Source organism: Neobacillus driksii (assembly GCF_013409995.1).
GTDB lineage: Bacteria > Bacillota > Bacilli > Bacillales > Cytobacillaceae > Neobacillus > Neobacillus driksii.
Genome location: NZ_JACCBX010000010.1, coordinates 191,304 through 212,022, shown reverse-complemented (window position 1 = coordinate 212,022; position 20,719 = coordinate 191,304). Strand labels below are relative to the sequence as shown.

The following is a 20,719-nucleotide window of genomic DNA, read 5'->3' as shown; positions in this document are numbered from 1 at the left end:
ACGTTTTTATTACATATAGCTTTGTAAAATAGACCACGCTTTATCTTTTCCTTCACCTGTTTCGGATGAGAAAAGGACGATTTGATCATTTTCATCTAAATCGAGCGTTTCCTTCGTTACTTTTAAATGTTTCTGCCATTTCCCTCTTGGGATTTTATCCGCCTTTGTCGCGATGATGACACAAGGAATTCCATAATGCTTTAAGAAATCATACATCATGATATCATCCTGTGTGGGCGGGTGTCGTAAGTCAACAATTAAAACGGCTGCTTTCAATTGCTCTCTGGAGGTAAAATACGTTTCAATCATTCTTCCCCAAGCAGCACGCTCGGACTTTGAAACCTTCGCGTATCCATAACCCGGAACATCGACAAAGTGAAGGATTTCATTGATTAAATAAAAGTTTAATGTTTGTGTTTTACCCGGCTTTGACGAAATTCTTGCAAGCCCTTTTCGGTTTAGCATTTTATTGATAAAAGAAGACTTACCAACATTCGAGCGACCTGCTAATGCAAATTCAGGCAGGTCTGTTTCAGGGTACTGCTCTGGCCTTACGGCACTGATGACGATATCGGAACTAACTACTTTCATTGCAATCCACCTTCTACTAGTGCATGCCGAAGAACTTCATCGACATGTGAAACAAGCACAAACTCTATTTCATTTCTTACGCTTTCTGGAATATCATCGATATCCATTTCATTATCCTTAGGGAGAATAACTTTGGTTAATCCTGCACGATGAGCACTGAGTGTTTTTTCTTTTAATCCGCCAATCGGAAGCACCCGGCCTCTTAGTGTAATCTCACCTGTCATTCCTACTTCACGGCGAATGGCTCTGCCCGTTAGCGCCGACACAAGTGCAGTCGCCATTGTGATTCCTGCAGATGGACCATCTTTTGGAACAGCACCTTCTGGAACATGAATGTGAACATCATATTTTTCATGGAAGTTTTCTTCAATTCCAAGTTCACCGGCTTTAGAACGAATATAGCTAAATGCCGCCTGGGCCGATTCTTTCATGACGTCCCCAAGTTTACCTGTTAGTACGAGTCTTCCTTTACCTGGCGAAAGAGACACTTCAATTTGCAAGGTATCACCGCCAACAGTCGTGTAAGCCAGACCTGTCGCAACTCCGACTTGATCCTCTGTTTCGGCTTGACCGTAACGAAATTTAGGCTTACCAAGGAACTCCTCCACATTCTTTTCTGTAACAACAACACGTTTTTTCTCACCCGAAACCACAATTTTCGCTGTCTTCCGGCAGATGGTAGCCATTTGTCGCTCGAGGCTCCGCACACCTGCTTCACGTGTATAATATCTAACCACCTTAAGAATCGCGTCATCACGCACTTGGAGAATGCCTTTTGTCAGCCCATTTTCTTTAATCTGTTTTGGCAGCAAATGGTCTCTTGTAATATGAACTTTTTCAATCTCTGTATAACCTGCAATCGTAATAATTTCCATCCTATCTAAAAGTGGACCTGGAATTGTTGACAAATTATTGGCGGTCGCAATAAACATTACTTTTGAAAGGTCATAGGTTTCCTCGATATAATGATCGCTAAAATTATGGTTTTGTTCCGGATCCAGCACCTCAAGCATTGCAGAAGAAGGATCACCACGGAAGTCGCTGGACATTTTATCAATCTCATCTAATAAAAAGACTGGATTAATGGTACCCGCTTTTTTCATTCCCTGGATAATTCGACCTGGCATTGCTCCAACATAGGTTCTTCGATGACCGCGAATTTCAGATTCATCACGAACACCACCGAGGGATACACGGACAAAATTACGATTTAATGAATTCGCTATGGAGCGTGCTAAGCTTGTTTTTCCTACTCCTGGAGGTCCAGCAAGACATAAAATTGGCCCTTTTAAGGAATTGGTCAGTTTCTGAACCGATAAAAACTCCAGCACACGTTCTTTTACTTTTTCAAGACCGAAATGGTCCTGATTAAGGATTTTTTCAGCACGATGAATATCAATATCATCGTCGGTTTTCTTCGACCATGGGATGGTAATCAGCCATTCAATATAGTTACGAATAACGGCACTTTCTGCTGAGCTTGAAGGCACTTTTTCATAGCGGTCAAGTTCTTTTAATGCAGTTTGCTGAACATTCTCAGGCATACCCGCATTTTTAATTTTTTCCGTTAGTTCAGCGATTTCACCGGTTTTACCTTCTTTATCGCCTAATTCCTTCTGAATCGCCTTCATTTGCTCACGCAGGTAATATTCCTTTTGCGTCCTTTCCATAGAACGCTTTACACGCTGCCCAATCTTCTTCTCTAGATTAAGCACTTCTTTTTCATTTTGAATGGTATCAATGACCATATTCATTCGTTGCTTAACATCAATGGTTTCAAGTATTGCTTGTTTTTCTTTCAGTTTGATTGGCAAATGAGAAGCAATAATATCTGCCATTCTTCCTGGTTCTTCAATGTCTACCACCGAAGCATAGGTTTCTGCGGAGATTTTTTTCGATAACTTTATGTATTGCTCAAAATACTCAAGCATCGTTCTCATTAATGCCTGATCTTCTACATCCTTTGTTGTTGCTTCTTCATATGTCATAATGCTGACAGCATAATATTCGTCCTCATCATGAAATGCTTGTATTTTTGCTCTGTTTAGTCCCTCAACCAATACTCGAATGGTTCCATTTGGAAGCTTAAGCATTTGTTTAACCTTCGTTAATGTACCAATTTGGTATAAATCCTCTTCTGAAGGATCGTCTATTGCAATATCCTTTTGTGTTGTTAAAAAAATTAAATGGTCATCTACCATCGCTTTTTCAAGGGCTTCAACCGATCTTTCACGTCCAACATCTAAATGAAGGACCATTGTCGGATATACCAGCAACCCTCGAAGCGGCAGGAGGGGGACGATCAATTCTATCTCTTTCGCCATTAAATTGCACCTCCACATGCATCAATCAATCTTTCTTGCTCATAAAAGCAGCAAATCGTCTTTGTACAATTCTATCTCATTTGCATATATGTGTCTAATATTACGAAAGCACAATATCTGCTTGTCAATATATATTTTAATTTTCCCAAACTAGCACCATTTCTTTCATAAAAAACACTTCGGTTTTTACAACCGAAGTGTAATGGTTAAATGGATTCTTTTTTAGAAAGCTCGACAGAAGCTGGAATAGCTTGATTTTGGGCAAGGTTATTGACGAGCGCAATGTCAAAAACTTCACTTAAATGGGTAACCGGAACAATCCGGATTCCTTTAATTTCATTTAATATCGATTGCATATTTTCTTCAGGGATGATAACGGTGGTCGCACCCGCTTTTTGAGCTGCCTTCACCTTAGGGTATACGCCGCCGATTGGCTTCACGTTTCCATGAATGCTTATTTCTCCTGTCATCGCTACCTTGTTATCTATCGGAACTTTGTAAATGGCCGAATAAATCCCCGTTGCCATGGCAATTCCTGCAGACGGACCATCGATTGGAACACCGCCTGGGAAATTGACATGAATATCAAAATCGCCTGCTGGGACACCCATTGATCGTAGAACGGTAATAACATTTTCAATCGAACCACGTGCCATACTTTTCCTGCGTATGGATTTTCCTTGTCCGCCAATACTTTCTTCATCGACAATCCCGGTAATGTTAATGGTTCCCTTATCTTTGGCCGGGATGACCGTTACTTCTATTTCCAGCAATGCCCCTGTATTTGGACCATAAACGGCTAGTCCATTTACAAGGCCCACTCGAGAATCGTCATTAATTTTTCTTTCCATTCTTGGTGATAATTGACTAGAATGAGCCACCCATTCTAAATCTTCGTCTTTTATATAACTACGTTCATCGGTAATCGCGAGCCCTGCAGAAATTTGAATCATATTAACGGCTTCGCGTCCATTTCTTGCATATGTAGATAAAATATCTAAGCCAGTTTCACTAATATCTAGTTTTACTTTTTCAGCTGCTTTTTGCCCAACCTGAATAATTTCTTCTTGCGTTAAATCTCTGAAAAAAACTTCCATACAGCGTGAACGAATCGCAGGTGGTATTTCACTTGGCGTTCTTGTTGTGGCTCCAATTAAACGAAAATCTGCCGGCAGACCGTTCTTAAAAATATCATGGATATGTGTAGGAATCTGATTATTTTCTTCATGATAATAGGCACTTTCAAGAAATACTTTTCGGTCTTCGAGAACCTTTAAAAGCTTGTTCATTTGAATCGGGTGCAGCTCGCCAATCTCATCAATAAATAAAACACCGCCATGCGCATTGGTAACTGCGCCTTGCTTGGGCTGAGGAATCCCCGCTTGCCCCATTGCTCCCGCACCTTGATAAATCGGATCGTGAACCGAACCAATTAGTGGATCAGCAATGCCTCTTTCATCAAACCGAGCAGTTGTTGCATCTAATTCAATGAAGACAGAGTTTTGTTTAAATGGAGATTTTTGATTTTTTTTCGCTTCTTCTAAAACTAATCGAGCAGCAGCTGTCTTTCCTACCCCAGGTGGTCCATAAATAATGACATGCTGAGGATTTGGTCCGCATAATGCTGCTTTTAATGACTTTATACCGTCTTCTTGTCCAACAATATCCTGGAAGCTAGTCGGACGTACTTTTTCAGCTAATGGTTCTGTTAATGATATGGATCTCATTTTTCGAAGCTGTTCCATTTCCTTACGGGATTCCCGATCAATGGAAACCTTTTGTGTCCGTTGGTTCCTTAGCAAATTCCAAAAATACAGCCCAATGATAATTCCGAAAAACAGCTGTACAAATAAGGCAATCCCCGTCCAACTCATAATTTTCCCTCCTGCTACAATAAACTTAAGTAGTTATTTATAAGTATTTCCTGCATAGAGAGGGAATAAACCACAAATTGTAAGAAACTGTTTTTGTTGGCACGTATAATCTGCAGAAAAAGAGAACCCAGCAGATTAACTGAGTTCTCTTAGTTTGATTTGATTAAGCAGATTTTTCTTCTGCTACAACGGTTCCATCTTCTAAGACAAGCTTCGGAACACTATTGTCGATAACCGTTTCTTTCGTAATAATACATTTCTGAATATCATCACGAGAAGGCAGGTCGAACATGACATCAAGCATGATTCCTTCAATAATAGAACGCAAACCACGTGCGCCTGTTTTACGTTCAATCGCTTTCTTCGCGATTTCACTAAGTGCGCCCTCTTCAAATTCCAATTCTACTTCATCGATTTCAAGCATTTTTTGATATTGCTTTACTAAAGCATTCTTTGGCTTCGTAAGAATTTCAATCAATGCTTCCTCATCTAACTGCTCAAGACTTGCAATAACAGGAAGACGACCAATGAATTCAGGAATTAAACCGAAGCGGAGTAAGTCCTCAGGTAATACTTTCGAAAGAAGCTCTTTCTGCGAAATTTCCTGCTGCTTAACATCAGAACCAAATCCGATAACTTTTTGACCTAAGCGGCGCTTAATGATTGGTTCGATACCATCAAACGCACCACCGCAAATAAAGAGAATATTTGTTGTATCGATTTGAATGAATTCTTGGTGTGGATGTTTCCGTCCGCCTTGAGGTGGAACGCTCGCAACCGTACCTTCTAGAATTTTTAATAATGCTTGCTGTACACCTTCACCAGATACATCTCTTGTGATTGAAGGATTTTCTGATTTACGGGCAATTTTATCAATTTCATCAATATAAATAATACCCTTTTCAGCTTTTTCCACATCGTAATCAGCGGCTTGAATCAATTTTAAAAGAATATTTTCTACGTCTTCCCCAACATAACCAGCTTCAGTTAAAGATGTGGCATCAGCAATCGCAAATGGAACATTAAGAATCCGTGCTAATGTCTGAGCTAATAACGTTTTACCACTTCCAGTTGGTCCAATCATAGCGATATTACTTTTTGAAAGCTCTACGTCATCAATTTTACTATTCGAATTGATTCGTTTGTAGTGATTATAAACCGCTACTGACAGCGATTTCTTTGCTTGGTCTTGACCAATGACGTAATCATCAAGAATCTCACAGATCTCTTTTGGTTTAGGAACGTCTTTAAATTCTACTTCCTCTTCTGTTCCAAGCTCTTCTTCAACGATTTCTGTGCAAAGCTCGATACACTCGTCACATATATATACACCTGGTCCGGCCACCAATTTACGTACTTGGTCTTGTGTCTTCCCACAGAAGGAACACTTTAATTGGCCTTTTTCATCATTAAATTTAAACAATTCTTTCACCCCTTGAAAACGTGTTATAACACTATTTAAAGTTGCGTAACACAAACAAAAATCCGTTTCTTTTTCGATACGATTCAGCGGTATGTATTGCATTGTAACACATGGACCCAGCGGACTGGTAATAAAAAGCCTTCTTCAATTATGTTTTCCTGGAAGCGGACGATTTTTTGTTTGGAGCACTTTAAGTAATTCCTATGTACCCATTAAGCATAACCATTTTTCATCAAATTAAATCTTTGATAATGCCGGTTTTACTTAATTCGCTATGTAAAACTGTTTTTCCTGCTACTTGTTAAAAAGGTTTCCCTGTACTTATTATAATATGTAATTGAAAAAATGTATAAAAACAGGCACGATAAACTCGTGCCATGTTTTTACAATACTTATTATTTTTTATTTTCGATTAAGAATTCAACCGCTTTTTGCTTTTGAAGATCACCTTTGATACCTTCAACGCCGCCAAGTGCAGCCTTAATGTTATCAACAGTCATATTGTACATGCCAGCCATTTTTTCAAGCTCAGCATTTACATCTTCGTCAGTAGCTTCGATATTTTCAGCTTTTGCAATTGCTTCAAGTGTTAACGCAACACGAACACGGTTTACAGCTTCTTCTTTCATTTGCTCACGTAAAGCATTTTCATCTTGACCTGAGAATTGGAAGTAAAGCTCAAGGTTCATACCTTGCATTTGTAAACGTTGCTCGAATTCTTGAAGCATACGGTTTACTTCGTTTGTTACCATAACTTCTGGAATTTCAACTTGTGCAGTTTCAGCCGCTTTTTCAACTACAGAATCACGTAGGTGATGTTCAGCTTCGTGCTTCTTGCTGTCTTCTAAGCGAGTTCTGATTTTTTCTTTTAATGCATCTAATGTTTCAACTTCATCATCAACATCTTTTGCAAACTCGTCATCTAAAGCCGGAAGTTCTTTACCTTTAATTTCATGAACTGTTACTTTGAATACTGCTGGCTTACCAGCAAGTTCAGCTGCATGGTACTCTTCAGGGAAAGATACTTCAACGTCTTTAGATTCGCCAGTAGCTACTCCTACTAACTGCTCTTCAAATCCTGGAATGAATGAGCCAGAACCTAATTCAAGTGAATGATTTTCAGCTTTTCCACCTTCGAATGCTTCACCATCAACGAATCCTTCAAAGTCAAGAACAACAGTATCGCCAAGTTCAGCAGTACCTTCTTCTTTCACTACAAGCTCAGCTTGACGGTTTTGAAGAGTTTCTAATTCTTTTGCTACATCTTCGTCAGTTACAGTTGTGTCGAACTCTTCTACTTCTAAACCTTTGTACTCGCCTAATGTTACTTCAGGCTTAACTTGTACAGTTGCTTTGAAGATAAGTTCTTTACCTTTTTCCATTTGTTCGATGTCGATATCAGGACGGTCGATTGGTTCAATACCTGCTTCGTCAATTGCATTTCCGTATGCTTCTGGAAGAAGAATATCTAATGCATCTTGATAAAGAGATTCTACGCCAAAACGCTTTTCGAACATTTGACGTGGCATTTTTCCTTTACGGAAACCAGGTACATTTACTGTCTTAACAACTTTATTAAAAGCTGCAGTTAGGCCTTCATTTACTTTTTCAGCACTTACTTCAACAGTAAGGACACCGGTGTTTCCTTCTTGCTTTTCCCATTTTACTGTCATACTATTTCCCTCCAACAATCTATTATCATTTCATTCGTAACGAATTTGTCAGGATAATGAATTACCCTCTTTTTTTATGTAAAAGATAGTTTTTACACAATGCAACCCTTACATTATAACACAGGATTTTTTTCTTTCAACAGAGTTACCTATATATTGGGATAAGAAATTTCTTCTAATTCTCTAATTTTCGCAAGTGCCTGCTCTATCATTTCAGTAGAAATCTCGTATTCCTCTGAAACATTATCGACATCCGGTTCTCCGCCTAGGTAATCAAGAACTAATAAGTGAAAAGCAGCAGCCCATGCTGTCGCGGCTTCAGGCTTGAGCTCGAAAGGATAGCTTATAAAGAAAATCCTCTCTACCATTCCTTTCATATTTTCAAATAAAACAGGGTCACTATTTTCTAAATTTGCCTCTAGTATCTTCTCTATTTCCTTCATTCTCGGCTGTGTTTGAATGTCTGGAAGTTCTGTGGGGACAATGCCTAATTCCTCATTAAACTTCTTAACCTCTATTTTCTTATCATATTCCTGCTCTTTTAATAAGGTCAGGAGCATAGTTTTCAAGAAAGGGTGACCAGATTCTGAATTGAGATATTCTTTGATTTCATCCATATAAGGACGAATATTTTTCTCCGCCAAACTCGAAATCGCAAGCATTTGTTCGTTTAGATTTTTAAGAGATGTTAGTTTGAGCTCTTTCAGATGGGGCTCTTTTTTTACTTCTTCCATCAGTTCCTGCTGACTATTGTCAGCCATCCGTTTACTAAATTGGAGGATGGTGAGGAAATGATCATGTCTGTCTGGTGGGATTTCTTTTTCGTCAAACAGGGCTTCAATCGTTGAAACAATTTCCTGATATTCATGCAGCTGTATTAAGATGGTCAGATACAAATCGACCATATGAAAATACTCACCGATGCCCTTTAATAGCATTTCATTCGCTAAGTCTTTCGCTTTTATATAGGCTCCTGCTTCAAAGTATGCGAGCACGAGTCCTATTAGTATGTCACTATTTTCTGGGTCATGAGCCTTCGCTTCCTCGAGCAAAGAAATAGCTTCTTGGTATCTCTTGTTTTGAAGGCTCTCAAGACCCTTATCCGTCAATCTCTTTTCGAGTCCGGGAAGGAATATTATATTATCTTTCCGTTTCGCTCGTTCCCGTTTTTTCATACTTTGTACCGTCCTCTGCATCTATATGGAAAATAGTGTAGCATGAATTGGATAAAAAACAAAAAAACTCACCTTCTAATATGGGGGAATAAAGTACGTCATCTGATTGTTAATTTAAATGTGTTGATCCTGATTTATGGGCACTATCTAACGGTGATTGTTACCGTAATTCCGCTGCTCCCGATTTATCGGCACTATTTACCCTTAGAAATGACACGAATTTTAAAAACAAAAAAACTCACCTTCTGAAGGTGAGTAATATTTATTGGTATGTAGATAAATGGCGTCCCAGGAGAGATTCGAACTCCCGACCGTACGCTTAGAAGGCGTATGCTCTATCCGGCTGAGCTACTGGGACGTAATAAGTATTTCAAAGACAAGATTTATTATATAATCCATATCTATTAAAGTCAACACTATTTTAAAACTTTTTTAAAAAATAAAATGGAGGGGAAGAAAAAGTCTTCCCTCATTTTTTCGGCAAAGCAAAATCAAAGGTTAAATCTTTTAATTCCCGTCCACTGATGTCATAAACGGACATTTTGATTTTTTCATCTAATAAATCTAGGATCACATAGGTTTTTTCGAAACGTTCCCTTGGCAAACGAATACTGCCAGGATTCAAGAACAACGTACCCCCTATAACTTCTGCGCCCAATACATGGGAATGTCCGAAACAGACAACATCTGCTCCAACCTCTGCTGCCTTGTATTTTAAGTTCATTAGTGACGACTTAACTGAATATCTGTGACCATGAGTAACAAAAAACTTACGGCCAGCTATCTCGGTAGTAGTTTCTAATGGATAGCTGCCAAAATCGCAATTTCCCTTGACCGTGACATACCCATTCATCACTTTATCGTCGGGCATCATTTCAGAGTCACCACAATGAATCATTAAATCTACTTCGTTTAGATGCCTCTCCCTTAAAACCTCAAGCTCGTTCGTTAAACCGTGGCTATCACTAACAACAAGAACTTTGCTCATGATTATTCCGCTCTTTCTACAATAGAATCTAACATACCTTCAAGCTTTCTCAAAGCATTCGCTCGATGACTTATTTTATTCTTTTCATCAGAGGATAATTCTGCCATCGCGCTGACTTTCTCTGGCACATAAAACACAGGGTCATAACCAAAACCATTTGTTCCCCTTTGCTCCTCGAGAATTCGACCTTCACATGTCCCAGCTACAGTAATCGTTTCTTTCCCTGGCATAGCTACAGCAAGCGCACAATAAAACCGAGCGGTGCGATCTTCTTCTGGAACACCCTTAAGTTCAAGCAATACCTTTTCAAGATTTTTCTGATCGTTTTTAGGCTCCTCACCAGCATAACGTGCTGAATATATACCCGGTCTGCCTTCTAAGGCGTCAACGATTAAACCAGAATCATCACCAATTACCATTTTATTTAACTGCTGCGAAACCGCTTCTGCTTTTAACGTGGCGTTTTCTTCAAAAGATGTCCCGGTCTCTTCTACATCCTCTATCTCAGGATAATCAAGCAGTGTCCGGACCGCAATACCTCTCGGTGCAAAAATATGTTCAAATTCCTTTGCTTTACCAGGATTTTTAGTTGCAATGATAACTTCCTTCATAACTCCATATCCCCTTATTTCTTGCGTCTTGCTTCAATTTTCGAGGTTATTTCTTCCCCTAACGCAGATTTTTGATGTTCAAATAGCTCCATCAGCCCTTCCTGAGCTGCACCTAAAAGGTCCTGAAGCTGTTGGTATGAGAATGTAGATTCTTCACCCGTTCCCTGTAATTCTACAAACTCACCATTTCCTGTCATAACGATATTCATATCGACAAGTGCTTTAGAATCTTCTGCGTAATTTAAATCTAGCACTGTTTCGTTATTTTTTAAAATTCCAACACTAGTTGCTGCTAAGTAATCAGTAATGGGGAATTTAAAACCCTTTTTTTCACCAAGTCGATTGAGGGCAATGGCCATTGCAACAAATGCTCCAGTAATCGAGGCAGTCCTTGTTCCCCCATCAGCTTGTATGACATCACAATCAATCCATACTGTTCTTTCCCCTAACGCGGATAAGTCGACAATCGCTCTTAATGCCCGTCCAATTAACCTCTGAATCTCCATCGTTCTTCCGGTGACCTTCCCTTTTGAAGATTCACGAATGTTTCTTGTTTCCGTTGCACGAGGCAGCATAGAATATTCAGCGGTAATCCAGCCTTTTCCTTCTCCTCGCATAAAAGGTGGAACTCTCTCCTCAATACTTGCTGTGCAAATTACCTTTGTATTCCCCACTGAAATTAGGACTGAGCCTTCTGGGTGCATTAAATAACCTGTTTCAATATGTATAGGTCTTAATTGCAGTCGTTCTCTACCATCAACACGCACAACTTTTTTCCTCCTTGTGGATGGGAATACCTCTCCCACCGTTTGTCATCTCTAAAATCAAATAAAGAAGAGGAAGCCAAAAGGCAACCTCCCTGATTGTCACTATATAGTATATCAAAAATATATTTTTAGAAACTACCTGTGTTGACTTTTTCTGGACGAGTGACTGGTTCAGAAACTTTTTCACCCTTATCATTAACGAGTTCTGCCTTGCCATCTACTGTAACCGCAACACTTTCAATCCCCTTTTGTTCCGTTAATGAAAGGACAAGGGCGTTTAATAAATGTTCAGAAACAATTTTCTCTTCAAAGCTTCCATAGATGGATTTATTAAAGTTTAACGTTACCTTTCCATCTTCGATTTTCGGAGCTTCTAGCAGTTCTACGTCAGGCATAAACTCAGAAACCAGATTAGATTTTACATTTGGTCCTTTTACCAGCTCATTGACAACTGCGACGACATTATTCTTTTCACTCGTGCTAACCCGTTTTGTCACAGGTACATAATAATAATTGTCTTCTTCACCGCCAATATAATATACGGTCACTGGCTTTGTGTTTGTAATGTCCGTAACGCCGGCAGTATCATGATTGATACCTGTCGCTCTCGATAGATTCTCACTGATTGGTGTTCCGTTTACAGGCATTTCATTTAAATCATGTCCGTTCATCTGAAGCTTTACCTTCTTCACTGTATCAAATTGTGTAAGTGTCCAGGTGACCGCTTCAAGGATTCTTCTTTCATCTTCAGGCTGATAGTTTTTAAATTCCTTCGAGAAGTCAACCACGGCTACACCATCTTTAATGTTAACGGAAACTTGGGTTTCTTCTGGCAGCACAGCCCTGAAATCATTTGGCAGCATGTCGGTAACCGGTCCGTTAGCCACTAAGTATTCTAATGCTTGCTTCGCTACGGAAGACGTTTTTGGCAGTGTAAGTGTTTGTGGCACCACTAACCCATCTTTATTTATTAAGTATAACTCTGTTTTTACTGTTCCTTCTACTTCTTCACTCTTACCGGTGGTTTCCTTAGTCGGGTTTGTATCGCTCACTGTAACCTGCTTTGGCGGATCTACCTTTTTCTGCTCTTCAGTACCGAACAAACCACACCCCGATAATAGAAGTGTTGAAGCAAAAACGGCTGTAACAAGGGGTTTTACTTTATTTTTAGACATATTTTTTCCCTCCTAAGACAGTTTGTACTAACATGTATACGAGCCTATGAAAATAATTAGACCGCCTTTAGAAAGAAAAATAGGACATTCTTTCATTTTTTTCAAAAAAAATAAGCTCCTTTAATAGGAACTTAATTATAATTTAATCTTTTTAACATTATTTATAGGTACTCCGAGCCACTGCGAAGCTATTTTTGAAAAGATATACCTAGACCCCGTAGTGTAAAATTCATGGTCCGGTTCATTCTCATCGGATTCCAGTATATTGTTATACTGGAGAATCGCACTGATTTCCCTTGCTGTTTCATCCCCAGAACTGATAACATTCACACCTTCACCCATCACTTTTTGAATGAGTGGTTCAAGCAAAGGGTAATGGGTACAGCCAAGGATTAGTGTATCTAAGTTTTGATTTTGCAACGGCTGTAATGCTTCGATGACAATTCTTTCTGCAATCTCCCCATCGTACTCACCACTTTCAACAAGTGGCACAAACTTTGGACAGGCTTGTCCAGTAACATATAACCGGCTGTTTAATGCTTTTAACGCTTTTTCGTAGGCTCCGCTTTTGATTGTACCTACTGTACCAATAATCCCTACTCGATAGTTCTTTGTCCGCTTGATAGCGGTGCGTGCCCCAGGGTAGATTACTCCGATCACAGGTATGCTTAGCTTATTCCTAATTTCATCCAAGACAGCTGCCGTTGCTGTATTACAGGCAATGACGAGCATTTTTATATTTTTTTCTAACAAAAATGTAGTTAGTTCCCAGGTGAATCTTTTTACTTCCTTTAGTGGTCTAGGACCGTATGGGCACCTTGCCGTATCCCCCAAATAAATAATTTTCTCATTCGGAAGCTGTCTCATAATCTCTTTTGCAACCGTTAATCCACCAACACCGGAATCTATGACACCAATTGGTTGTTTCAAAATCCTCGCCTCTTTTTTAACGCATATCTTGATGCAGTTTCATCAAATTGGTTTGAAGTTGTTGAATTTCCTCTACTGAGAAATTGGTCAAAACTTCCTCTAAGTACACTTGACGCTTCTTTATTACTTCATCTATTATTCTTTCGCCTTCTTCAAGTAAGTGAATTCTGACAACACGGCGGTCCTTTGGATCCTTTACCCTTACAACCAGTTGGTTTTTTTCCATCCGGTCTACAAGGTCGGTTGTCGTACTAAAGGCCAAATACATTTTAGTAGACAGTTCACCAATGGTCATATCGCCATCTTCAAAAAGCCACTGTAACGCGACAAATTGTGGCGGCGTAATTTTATAATGACTGAGCATTTCCCTGCCTTTTTGCTTAATAATACCTGAAATATAACGTAAATCTTTTTCTAAACTAGCAACAATTTCCGCGCTGACCTTTTGTGTATTTTCTACAGTCATATCTATAACACTCCTATATTGGATTCCCTTTGCCTTGTTTTCGTAGACTTTAGCCGATTTTTCATCTTGCTCTATTTTCTACTTTTTTCGATAAAATTTCAAGTTGAAACATATGCCACTACAAATTCATATGTATATATCTAGATTTTCCGTGTATAAAAACATGAACCGGCCTCCCGTAGGATGCCGGTCATGATTAAAGTTCTAGCTCTCCCATACGAAGGAGCTCTACAACTGCTTGTGAACGCCCCTTTACACCAAGCTTTTGCATAGCATTGGAAATATGATTTCGAACCGTCTTCTCGCTTATAAATAATTCACCAGCGATTTCCTTAGTAGTTTTATCCTGTACTAAGAGTTCGAATACTTCTCTTTCACGTTTGGTGAGTAACGGCTTGTGAGTATATTCATTCTCCTTCAAGTATTGTGACCCTCCTTGCCTTCGCCAGTTATGAACCGTTGGGTGGGTATATATTTAGTCACGATATCTTATGTAACTGACACATCTAGAGTGACTAGAAATGCTTTAAGGAGAATAATTTTGTAAAAAAAATCAATAAAAAAAGTCCTTATGTTAAAAGGACTTTAAATTGGCCTCGCATATATGATATACCGTTGTGGGGCGTTACCGATATAACGGAATGGATAACACGTGATAACGATTAATTCTTCTTTAGTATTTTGCAGGGTAATGATTGTCCGATCTTCTGCATCTACAATCTTCGTATTCGTTAATTCATATTTAAATTTCCCATTTGGTAATTGAATTTCAAAGATATCTCCAGGCTCAAGCTCACCTAAGCGTCGAAATACAGTATCTCGATGTCCAGATAAAACGATTTGTCCATTTTCACCCGGGAAGTACGATCCCTTATAATGCCCGACTCCTTTTTTTAAATCATTCGGGTCGGTACCTTCAACGATGGCTAATTCAGATTTAATCTTCGGTATCGAAAGCAAACCTACCGTATCCCCAAATTTAGGAGGATCAATTTTTTTTAGATTCTTGATCGGTTCTTCTTCATCATATTTAGACTCTGCCTCTGCTACAATTCTTTTGGCCTCTTTTAATGTAGAATCGCTCATAAAATTAGTCTCAACGATTTGCCATACACCGATACCAATGACAACTAGTCCTGCCAAAATGATTAATAACGGAAGTTTTTTCACCCTCAGGTACCATCCTTTTTTTCTTACTTCAATTCACTTTACTATTAGTATACCAAAAGGTCGTTCAAAAGTCCCTGTCTCTAAAGTAAGAAAAACCCCCTTTTCGTGATAGAAAAGAAGGTTTTAAGACTTTATGCGTTGTCGCTTCCGAAGAAGTTTCTAAACGCTTGGAAGGTTGTATCACGATTTAATGCTGCAATTGAAGTCGTTAATGGGATCCCTTTTGGACATGATTGTACACAGTTCTGTGAGTTACCACAGTTAGCTAGGCCACCATCACCCATAATTGCTTCTAAGCGCTCTCCACGATTCATCTCACCAGTTGGATGTGCATTAAACAAACGCACCTGTGAAAGCGGCTGAGGGCCAATAAAGCTTGAATTGCTGTTTACATTTGGGCAAGCCTCAAGGCAGACACCACATGTCATACATTTTGAAAGTTCGTAAGCCCATTGACGCTTTTTCTCTGGCATACGTGGACCAGGTCCTAAATCGTATGTTCCATCGATTGGAATCCAAGCTTTTACTTTCTTTAATGCATCAAACATTCTGCTGCGGTCAACCTGAAGGTCACGCACAACCGGGAATGTTCTCATTGGCTCTAGACGGATGGGCTGCTCAAGCTGATCAACAAGTGCTGAACATGATTGGCGCGGCTTACCATTAATCACCATTGAGCAAGCTCCACAAACTTCCTCAAGACAGTTACTGTCCCAAGTTATCGGAGTAGTAGCTTGTCCTTTTGTGTTAACAGGGTTTCTACGAATTTCCATTAAAGCGGAAATTACGTTCATATTCGGACGATACGCTAATTCAAACTCCTCTTCATAAGGAGCAGAATCAGGGCTATCTTGACGGGTAACAATAAATTTTACTGTTTTATTTTCAGACATATGTTCCTACTCCCCTTTCTTTTTTGCATAGTTGCGTTCACGAGGCTTGATTAAGGAAACGTCAATATCTTCGTAATGGAAAGCTGGTGCAGATGAGCCATCAACAAATTTTGCCATTGTCGTTTTCAAGAAGTTTTCATCATCACGGTTCGGGAATTCAGGCTTATAATGCGCGCCGCGGCTTTCATTACGATTGTAAGCACCGATTGTGATTACGCGTGCCAATTGAAGCATGTTTTGTAATTGACGCGTAAAGGTTGCCCCTTGATTGCTCCATTTGCTTGTATCTTGAATGTTAATATTTTTATAACGTTCTAATAACTCTTGAATCTTATCATCTGTCTTTAATAATCTGTCGTTATGGCGAACAACTGTTACATTATCAGTCATCCATTCGCCAAGCTCTTTATGAAGAACGTACGCATTTTCCGTACCATTTAAAGACATAATAGAAGACCATTTTTCTTCTTGTTCCTTTACGTGACGATCAAATACAGTAGATGATACGGCATCTGAACTCTTCTCAAGACCCTTGATATATCTAACCGCATTCGGTCCAACGACCATTCCGCCATAAATAGCAGAAAGTAATGAATTTGCACCTAAACGATTGGCACCGTGCTGTGAATAATCACACTCTCCGGCAGCAAAAAGTCCAGGAATATTGGTCATTTGGTCATAATCAACCCATAGACCGCCCATTGAATAGTGTACGGCAGGGAAAATTTTCATCGGAACTTTACGCGGGTCGTCACCCATGAATTTTTCATAGATTTCAATGATTCCACCAAGTTTAATATCTAATTCTTTTGGATCCTTATGTGAAAGATCTAGATAAACCATGTTTTCGCCATTAATACCTAACTTCTGATCCACACAGACAGAGAAAATTTCTCGTGTTGCAATATCTCGTGGTACTAAGTTTCCGTACGCAGGATATTTTTCCTCTAAGAAGTACCAAGGTTTTCCGTCTTTATATGTCCAAACACGTCCGCCTTCACCACGTGCTGATTCACTCATTAAGCGAAGCTTGTCATCACCAGGAATAGCAGTTGGGTGAATTTGAATCATTTCACCATTTGCGTAATATGCACCTTGTTGATAAACGATAGATGCAGCTGAGCCTGTATTGATTACAGAGTTGGTTGTTTTTCCGAAGATGATTCCAGGGCCGCCGGTTGCCATAATAACCGCATCACCAGCAAAGGATTTAATCTCCATCGATGTAAGGTTTTGGGCAACAATTCCTCGGCAAACTCCATCGTCATCCACAACTGCGCCTAAGAATTCCCATCCTTCGTACTTTGTTACCAATCCTGCTACTTCATGACGACGAACCTGCTCGTCCAATGCATAAAGAAGCTGCTGACCTGTTGTTGCTCCAGCAAAAGCTGTTCGTGAATGCTGCGTACCTCCGAAACGACGGAAGTCCAAAAGTCCTTCTGGAGTTCGGTTAAACATTACACCCATCCGGTCCATTAGGTGAATAATTCCAGGTGCTGCTTCGCACATCGCCTTAACGGGCGGCTGGTTAGCCAAGAAATCTCCGCCATAAACGGTATCATCAAAGTGAATCCATGGAGAATCGCCTTCTCCTTTTGTATTTACTGCTCCATTCATACCGCCTTGGGCACAAACAGAGTGGGAACGTTTAACTGGAACAAGTGAAAATAATTCTACGGGTGTTCCTTGTTCTGCAACTTTGATGGTTGCCATTAAGCCGGCTAAGCCGCCGCCAACTATGATCACCTTACCCTTACTCATTGTGACTCACTCCCTTAATCCAAAAATCCGATATTTTTCAACACAGAGTATGAAGTTAATTTTTTAAACAAAAGCTAAGATTGCTCTAATTCCTACAATTGATAGGACGATGAAAACCCCAATAGTGAAATATGTAGAAATTACTTGTGAACGTGGGGAAACTGTAATACCCCAGCTAACCAAGAATGACCACAAACCATTTGCAAAGTGGAAAATAGTTGAAATTACACCAATCAAATAGAAAACAAGCATGAATGGTGAAGAAAAGATATCTGCCATCATGTCATAGTTAACATGCGCACCAAATGCTGCTGCAACGCGAGTTTGCCATACGTGCCATGTGATAAAGATTAACGTAATGACACCTGATACCCGCTGTAGTAAAAACATCCAGTTTCTGAAATATCCATATTTCCCGGCATTGTTTTTTGCGGTAAAAGCAATATAAAGGCCATAGATTGCATGAAATAAAATTGGTAAATAAATAACTACTGTTTCTAGAACAATTCTAAAAGGAAGGTTCCCCATAAAATCTGCAGCTTTGTTAAAGGACTCAGCCCCTCCTGTAGCAAAATGGTTGACTACTAGATGCTGCACAAGGAATAAACCTATTGGAATTACCCCTAGTAAAGAATGCAATCTTCGATTAAAAAACTCACGATTCCCCGCCATTATTAACCCCCCTTGAATTTTTAAAATGATGTTAAGCATTTTGTCTCTATTGTTTTTAAATAGAATTCATAACTTAGCACCAGTGTGACAATAATGTGACAAGTCCATTTTACTCCCATCGGGTATTAGCGTCAAGAAAACGGATACACAAAAGTTTCATAAAAATAAAATTTTTAAAATATATTGATATTATAATAAATTAAAAGTTTTATGTCTTGCAAATGGAATTATCTTGTATTCAATCCAGTAAATAATTAAATTTTATCAATAGCCCCTTCTCATAAATGGGAAATATAATTATGATGAAAGACAGGCTATCGTATTGCAAAATAACAATCCTTTACCACTCTAACGCTTTACACTATATTTCATAAAAAGTGTTCTTAACTTAAAGCCGTAATTGTATATAATAGAATGGTAGAAAGAGGGGAAGCAAAATGAATGAAAGTACTGCCGTTGAACTTACTCTAGAATCGAAAGAACCAAGAAATATTTCATTGTTTGGTTATGAATTGATTCGAGAATTCATACTGCCAGATATCTTAGGAAAAGACACACCTGAAATCCTTTACTGGGCCGGAAAACGGTTAGCTCGCAACCACCCTTTAAACAGCCTTGATGAAATCATCGATTTTTTCTCAAAAGCTTCGTGGGGACAGCTCGAACTAATAAAGGAGCGTAAGGATGAAATCGAATTTGAACTTGTCAGCCCGTTAATCGTTTCGCGAGTCAAATCAAAAGCCGAACATTTCTTCCAAATCGAAGCCGGCTTTCTCGCTCAACAAATCGAACTCCAAAAACAAGTCATCGCCGAGACCTTCGAACACCCAGTTAAAAAAGCCAACAAAGTCCTATTCACCGTCAAATGGGATCGTAAAGACACACTTTAGTATGTAGAAAAGCTTTCATCAGGCACTCCCGATGAAAGCTTTTTTTATTATTGGTTGTCTGCAGAAAGACCAAATGCTTGGTGCAGTACTTCTACTGCCTTCAGCATGTGTTTTTCTTCGACTACTGCTGAAACTTTGATTTCTGAGGTGCTGACCATTTTAATTTGAATCTCGTTTGCCGCTAGTACTTCAAACATCTTCGCTGCTACTCCTGGGTTTGAAATCATACCGGATCCAACAATCGATACTTTTGCCAGTTTATTTTCAGCGTCGAGCTGTTCATAGTTGAGAACATCTTTGCTGTTTTCAAGGACATTTAATGTTTCCATAAGGTCCTGCGTTTTAATGGAAAAAGCAAGATTTGCTGTTTCTGCTTCTGTTGTGCTTTGAACAATAATATCTACGTTCAGATGGTTCTCAGCTAAGGTTGTAAAAATCGTTGATAAACTTGTTAGAGAATTGGCAAGTCCTAATACACTCACCTTTGTGATTTCATCTTCAAATGCCACTCCACGGACTACAAGGTTTTGTTCCATTGATGCTTCCTCCTCAATTACTGTTCCTTCTACTCTCTCCATACTTGAGCGAACCTCAAGTTTGACTTGATAGTTTTTCGCAAATTCTACAGCTCTTGGATGTAATACTCCTGCACCTAAATTCGCCAGCTCGAGCATTTCATCATAAGACACAGACTGTAATTTACGCGCACTCTTCACATATCTAGGGTCTGTGGTGAATACACCCGTAACATCAGTATAAATATCACATTTATCTGCATTTAGTGCAGCCGCGAGTGCCACCGCAGTTGTATCTGAACCGCCTCGACCAAGAGTTGTAATCTCCCCATCTTCTGTAATCCCCTGGAAACCTGCCACAATTACCACTTTACCGGCAGCAAGCTGATTTTTTACCGTTTCTGTATTAATGGTCGTAATGCGGGCATTTCCATGAACTGGTTCCGTAACAATTCCTGCCTGCCATCCTGTAAACGAAACAGCAGGAAGATTCTGTTCATTTAGAGCCATTGACAATAAGGCAATTGTCACTTGTTCTCCTGTACTTAACAGCATATCCATGTCCCGTTTGTTGGGAGCTGCGGAAATTTCTTTTGCCAGATCCACAAGTTGATCAGTGGATTTCCCCATTGCCGAAACAACCACTACAACCTGATTCCCTTGATCGGTTTCATCTTTTACTCTTTGTGCTACATTTAGAATTCTTTCTACACTTCCAACCGAAGTACCGCCAAACTTTTGTACAATTAAACCCATCTTTTCCCCTGCTTTCAGTTATAGGTTTAGCTATCATTATATGTTTCCCCGCAAAAAAATAA

The 20,719-nt window shown here is 39.4% G+C and carries 19 protein-coding genes and 1 tRNA gene; 1 reads left to right on the top strand and 19 read right to left on the bottom strand.

What is annotated here, in order from left to right; translation table 11 throughout:
• Window positions 1-9 precede the first annotated feature (9 nt).
• From yihA to F4694_RS22100, 18 genes are all read right to left on the bottom strand, one after another.
• Window positions 10-591 (bottom strand): ribosome biogenesis GTP-binding protein YihA/YsxC, encoded by a 582-nt coding sequence (gene yihA / locus F4694_RS22185; protein WP_179601971.1) that lies wholly within the window; start codon window positions 589-591, stop codon window positions 10-12.
• On the bottom strand, window positions 588-2,915 hold the full coding sequence (gene lon, locus F4694_RS22180) for an endopeptidase La (protein WP_179601969.1): 2,328 nt from the start codon (window positions 2,913-2,915) through the stop codon (window positions 588-590). The genes yihA and lon overlap by 4 nt, the downstream gene beginning before the upstream one ends.
• A 206-nt stretch (window positions 2,916-3,121) precedes the next feature.
• Window positions 3,122-4,789 (bottom strand): ATP-dependent protease LonB, encoded by a 1,668-nt coding sequence (lonB, locus tag F4694_RS22175; RefSeq protein ID WP_179601967.1) that lies wholly within the window; start codon window positions 4,787-4,789, stop codon window positions 3,122-3,124.
• 163 nt (window positions 4,790-4,952) lie between these two features.
• Window positions 4,953-6,212, bottom strand: a complete 1,260-nt coding sequence (clpX, locus tag F4694_RS22170; RefSeq protein WP_179601965.1) for an ATP-dependent protease ATP-binding subunit ClpX — start codon at window positions 6,210-6,212, stop codon at window positions 4,953-4,955.
• A gap of 395 nt (window positions 6,213-6,607) precedes the next feature.
• Entirely contained in the window at window positions 6,608-7,885 is a 1,278-nt protein-coding gene (tig, locus tag F4694_RS22165; protein ID WP_179601963.1) for a trigger factor, read from the bottom strand.
• A gap of 149 nt (window positions 7,886-8,034) precedes the next feature.
• Entirely contained in the window at window positions 8,035-9,060 is a 1,026-nt protein-coding gene (locus F4694_RS22160; protein WP_179601961.1) for a tetratricopeptide repeat protein, read from the bottom strand.
• A 281-nt stretch (window positions 9,061-9,341) separates the two neighbouring features.
• Window positions 9,342-9,418 (bottom strand) — tRNA-Arg (locus F4694_RS22155).
• A 111-nt stretch (window positions 9,419-9,529) separates the two neighbouring features.
• On the bottom strand, window positions 9,530-10,048 hold the full coding sequence (locus tag F4694_RS22150; protein WP_179601959.1) for a metallophosphoesterase: 519 nt from the start codon (window positions 10,046-10,048) through the stop codon (window positions 9,530-9,532).
• 2 nt (window positions 10,049-10,050) lie between these two features.
• The gene (locus F4694_RS22145) at window positions 10,051-10,659 is read right to left on the bottom strand and encodes an XTP/dITP diphosphatase (protein ID WP_179601957.1); all 609 of its coding nucleotides are present in this window, start codon (window positions 10,657-10,659) and stop codon (window positions 10,051-10,053) included.
• Between the two features lie 14 nt (window positions 10,660-10,673).
• Window positions 10,674-11,426, bottom strand: coding sequence for a ribonuclease PH (rph, locus tag F4694_RS22140; RefSeq protein ID WP_179601955.1), 753 nt, complete (start codon window positions 11,424-11,426; stop codon window positions 10,674-10,676).
• A 128-nt stretch (window positions 11,427-11,554) separates the two neighbouring features.
• On the bottom strand, window positions 11,555-12,601 hold the full coding sequence (locus F4694_RS22135) for a GerMN domain-containing protein (RefSeq protein WP_179601953.1): 1,047 nt from the start codon (window positions 12,599-12,601) through the stop codon (window positions 11,555-11,557).
• Window positions 12,602-12,736: 135 nt separating this feature from the next.
• Window positions 12,737-13,531, bottom strand: a complete 795-nt coding sequence (gene racE, locus F4694_RS22130) for a glutamate racemase (protein WP_179601951.1) — start codon at window positions 13,529-13,531, stop codon at window positions 12,737-12,739.
• A 16-nt stretch (window positions 13,532-13,547) separates the two neighbouring features.
• Window positions 13,548-13,997, bottom strand: coding sequence for a MarR family winged helix-turn-helix transcriptional regulator (locus F4694_RS22125; RefSeq protein ID WP_179601949.1), 450 nt, complete (start codon window positions 13,995-13,997; stop codon window positions 13,548-13,550).
• A 196-nt stretch (window positions 13,998-14,193) separates the two neighbouring features.
• A complete protein-coding gene (gene gerE / locus F4694_RS22120; protein ID WP_009796032.1) occupies window positions 14,194-14,418 on the bottom strand; it encodes a spore germination transcription factor GerE in 225 nt (74 codons plus the stop codon).
• Between the two features lie 164 nt (window positions 14,419-14,582).
• Window positions 14,583-15,167: a class D sortase gene (locus tag F4694_RS22115; RefSeq protein ID WP_308806531.1), complete on the bottom strand. Its 585-nt coding sequence runs from the start codon at window positions 15,165-15,167 to the stop codon at window positions 14,583-14,585.
• Between the two features lie 131 nt (window positions 15,168-15,298).
• Complete coding sequence (gene sdhB / locus F4694_RS22110) at window positions 15,299-16,060, bottom strand: succinate dehydrogenase iron-sulfur subunit (protein ID WP_179601947.1); 762 nt, start codon at window positions 16,058-16,060, stop codon at window positions 15,299-15,301.
• Window positions 16,061-16,066: 6 nt separating this feature from the next.
• The gene (gene sdhA / locus F4694_RS22105; RefSeq protein ID WP_179601945.1) at window positions 16,067-17,824 is read right to left on the bottom strand and encodes a succinate dehydrogenase flavoprotein subunit; all 1,758 of its coding nucleotides are present in this window, start codon (window positions 17,822-17,824) and stop codon (window positions 16,067-16,069) included.
• 63 nt (window positions 17,825-17,887) lie between these two features.
• Window positions 17,888-18,496: a succinate dehydrogenase cytochrome b558 subunit gene (locus F4694_RS22100; RefSeq protein ID WP_179601943.1), complete on the bottom strand. Its 609-nt coding sequence runs from the start codon at window positions 18,494-18,496 to the stop codon at window positions 17,888-17,890.
• Window positions 18,497-18,933: 437 nt separating this feature from the next.
• Here F4694_RS22100 and F4694_RS22095 point away from each other — a divergent pair, with 437 nt between their 5' ends.
• A complete protein-coding gene (locus tag F4694_RS22095; protein WP_179601941.1) occupies window positions 18,934-19,386 on the top strand; it encodes a YslB family protein in 453 nt (150 codons plus the stop codon).
• A gap of 47 nt (window positions 19,387-19,433) precedes the next feature.
• On the opposite strand, the gene F4694_RS22090 is transcribed toward F4694_RS22095, so the two are convergent.
• Window positions 19,434-20,657: an aspartate kinase gene (locus F4694_RS22090; protein ID WP_179601939.1), complete on the bottom strand. Its 1,224-nt coding sequence runs from the start codon at window positions 20,655-20,657 to the stop codon at window positions 19,434-19,436.
• Window positions 20,658-20,719: the final 62 nt, after the last annotated feature.

Coding starts and splice junctions, on each gene's coding strand:
- F4694_RS22100 (WP_179601943.1), bottom strand. CDS start 18,496: ATGGCGGGGAATCGTGAGTTTTTTAATCGAAGATTGCATTCTTTACTA.
- F4694_RS22150 (WP_179601959.1), bottom strand. CDS start 10,048: ATGAGCAAAGTTCTTGTTGTTAGTGATAGCCACGGTTTAACGAACGAG.
- sdhA (WP_179601945.1), bottom strand. CDS start 17,824: ATGAGTAAGGGTAAGGTGATCATAGTTGGCGGCGGCTTAGCCGGCTTA.
- lonB (WP_179601967.1), bottom strand. CDS start 4,789: ATGAGTTGGACGGGGATTGCCTTATTTGTACAGCTGTTTTTCGGAATT.
- sdhB (WP_179601947.1), bottom strand. CDS start 16,060: ATGTCTGAAAATAAAACAGTAAAATTTATTGTTACCCGTCAAGATAGC.
- tig (WP_179601963.1), bottom strand. CDS start 7,885: ATGACAGTAAAATGGGAAAAGCAAGAAGGAAACACCGGTGTCCTTACT.
- F4694_RS22125 (WP_179601949.1), bottom strand. CDS start 13,997: ATGACTGTAGAAAATACACAAAAGGTCAGCGCGGAAATTGTTGCTAGT.
- yihA (WP_179601971.1), bottom strand. CDS start 591: ATGAAAGTAGTTAGTTCCGATATCGTCATCAGTGCCGTAAGGCCAGAG.
- F4694_RS22090 (WP_179601939.1), bottom strand. CDS start 20,657: ATGGGTTTAATTGTACAAAAGTTTGGCGGTACTTCGGTTGGAAGTGTA.
- F4694_RS22095 (WP_179601941.1), top strand. CDS start 18,934: ATGAATGAAAGTACTGCCGTTGAACTTACTCTAGAATCGAAAGAACCA.
- F4694_RS22160 (WP_179601961.1), bottom strand. CDS start 9,060: ATGAAAAAACGGGAACGAGCGAAACGGAAAGATAATATAATATTCCTT.
- F4694_RS22145 (WP_179601957.1), bottom strand. CDS start 10,659: ATGAAGGAAGTTATCATTGCAACTAAAAATCCTGGTAAAGCAAAGGAA.
- F4694_RS22135 (WP_179601953.1), bottom strand. CDS start 12,601: ATGTCTAAAAATAAAGTAAAACCCCTTGTTACAGCCGTTTTTGCTTCA.
- lon (WP_179601969.1), bottom strand. CDS start 2,915: ATGGCGAAAGAGATAGAATTGATCGTCCCCCTCCTGCCGCTTCGAGGG.